General features: G+C 34.8%; 3 protein-coding genes. 2 read left to right on the top strand and 1 reads right to left on the bottom strand.

Annotated elements, in window-relative coordinates:
- Window positions 1-268 precede the first annotated feature (268 nt).
- Window positions 269-571, bottom strand: coding sequence for a c-type cytochrome (locus AC30RD_RS08500; protein ID WP_489494068.1), 303 nt, complete (start codon window positions 569-571; stop codon window positions 269-271).
- Between the two features lie 118 nt (window positions 572-689).
- Between AC30RD_RS08500 and gmhB the strand changes: the two genes are divergently transcribed.
- Window positions 690-1214: a D-glycero-beta-D-manno-heptose 1,7-bisphosphate 7-phosphatase gene (gene gmhB, locus AC30RD_RS08495; RefSeq protein WP_489494066.1), complete on the top strand. Its 525-nt coding sequence runs from the start codon at window positions 690-692 to the stop codon at window positions 1212-1214.
- A 19-nt stretch (window positions 1215-1233) separates the two neighbouring features.
- A complete protein-coding gene (rfaD, locus tag AC30RD_RS08490) occupies window positions 1234-2262 on the top strand; it encodes an ADP-glyceromanno-heptose 6-epimerase (protein WP_489494064.1) in 1029 nt (342 codons plus the stop codon).
- Window positions 2263-2331: the final 69 nt, after the last annotated feature.

Genomic DNA, 2331 nt, shown 5'->3' with positions numbered 1-2331 from the left:
GGGTTAAGTGCACTTTTTTCGCTTAACAGCGAACATAAAATTTTCAAATTAAAATCGCAAAGCTTTCGCTCAATTTGTAATTTTTCAGAGGGTTCAATTCAAAAAAATAACTTGAAACTTGAAACTTAAAAACTTAAAACTATTTTTGTTTATCTAGTAAATACCAAAGCAGAGCTAAAAGCAAAGGAAGAACAAACCATACGGCGATTTGACTGATTGCGGGATTTTGGAAAGTTTCCATAAAGTTTCGGGCAAGAGCCCGAAAAGATTATTTTAAGTTAGCGATATATTCAGCTACAGCTTCAATATCTGCATCGCTATAAGATGCTACTTGACCTTTCATAAGGCCACCCATTCCGTAAACGTTTCTTGTTCCGGCTTTATATCCTTTTAGGGCTTCAACAGTTTTTGCTTTATCCCAACCACCTATAGGTGCAGATTTTCCAAGAGCTTTTTTCTCGCCTTTAGCGCCGTGACATCCTGCGCATTTTTTATATAAAGCCGCTCCGTCAGCCGCCATTAGGCTGATAGCTCCAGCTGCGATTATGCTCAAAATTGCCAATTTTTTCATATTTTTCTCCTTTTTGCATTGCTGCAATTTTTTAAAACGCTTTAATTATAAATAAAAAAATCTTTAGTAAAGATAAAAGAAGGTAAAATTATAATAAAAAAATCACAAAGATAAAATTATGAAAAAGGCAATTTTTTTAGATAGAGACGGGGTAATAAACGTAGATAAAGGATATGTTTATAAGATAGAGGATTTTGAGTTCACAAAAGGTGCGATAAAGGCTTTAAAATATTTTCAAAGTTTAGGATATATTTTGATAGTAGTAACAAATCAGTCCGGAATCGCAAGGGGCTATTATAAACTTGAGGATTTCAAAAAATTGACAAAATGGATGAAAAATAGGCTAAAAGCCGATGGCATAGAGATAAAAGAGGTATATTTTTGTCCCCACTCTCCAGATGATGGATGCAGTTGTAGGAAACCATCGCCAGGGATGATACTAAAAGCCGCTAAAGATTATGATATAGACGTGAAAAAATCTTGGATGATAGGCGATAAATCCAGCGACATAGAAGCCGCTTTAAAAGCGGGGATCGAAAATACTATTTTAATTGAGGATGAAGGTCGAAGATTGAAGGTAAAAGGTAAAGCCAAATATAAAGCAAAGTCTCTTTTTGATACAATTTTTATCATTAATGAATGAAATTTCTAAAGGATAAAAAATGAAATATTTGGATATAGATTTTAACAACAAAACCGTTTTGATAACCGGGGGAGCAGGGTTTATAGGAAGTAATCTCGCTTTTTATTTTCAAGAAAATTATCCAGATTGTAAAGTAGTGGTTTTTGATAAGTTTAGGAGTGAAGAGAGGTTTTCAAACGGTAATTTAAAAAGTTTTGGACATTTTAAAAATCTTATAGGCTTTAGGGGTGAAGTGATTAGTGGAGATATAAATAACAAAGAGGATCTAAAAAGGCTTGAGGATTTTAGATTTGATTATATTTTTCATCAGGCCGCGATCAGCGACACTACGGTTCAAGATCAAAAGATAATGATAGATACCAACGTTAACGCTTTTAAAGATCTTTTAGATCTTGCTGTAAGTCAAAAAGCTGGGATGATATACGCTAGTAGCGGAGCGGTTTACGGAAAACTTCCGGCTCCTCATAAAGTAGGGATAGAGTCTCCGGCAAATATATACGGTTTTAGCAAACTTATGATGGATAATCTCGCTTACGATTATATGAAAAGGGTAGATATACCGATAGTGGGTCTTAGATATTTTAATGTTTACGGTCCAAGAGAGTATTTTAAAAATAAAACTGCATCGATGGTTTTGCAGTTTGGTTTGCAGATATTAAAAGGAGAGAGGCCTAGACTTTTTGAAGGAAGCGATAAAATAAAAAGAGATTTTGTATTTGTTGAAGATATTATTCAAGCAAATATAAAAGCCTGTATGCCAAAAAGAAGTGGAGTTTATAACGCAGCAACAGGGATTGCTAGGAGTTTTAAAGATATAGTCGATATTTTATGCGACGAACTTAAAATTTATCCCGAGTATGAGTATATACCAAATCCCTACGTAAAACAATACCAGTTTTTCACCCAAGCCGATATTGAGCCTACAAAAGAGTTTTTAGGGTATGAGCCAAGATTTACTTTAGAAGAGGGTATAAAAGCGGATATCGAGTATATTAGGAAGATATATGAAGAGGAGATGGTGGGAGAAGGTAAGGAGGTAAGGTGGTAAGGTGGTAGGGAGGTAAGGGGGTAAGGTGGTAAGTGAGCGAGGGCAAACCGAAGGTTTAGAACGATAACT

Source organism: Nitrosophilus sp. (assembly GCF_982775275.1).
This window is presented reverse-complemented; position numbering and strand designations above follow the sequence as displayed.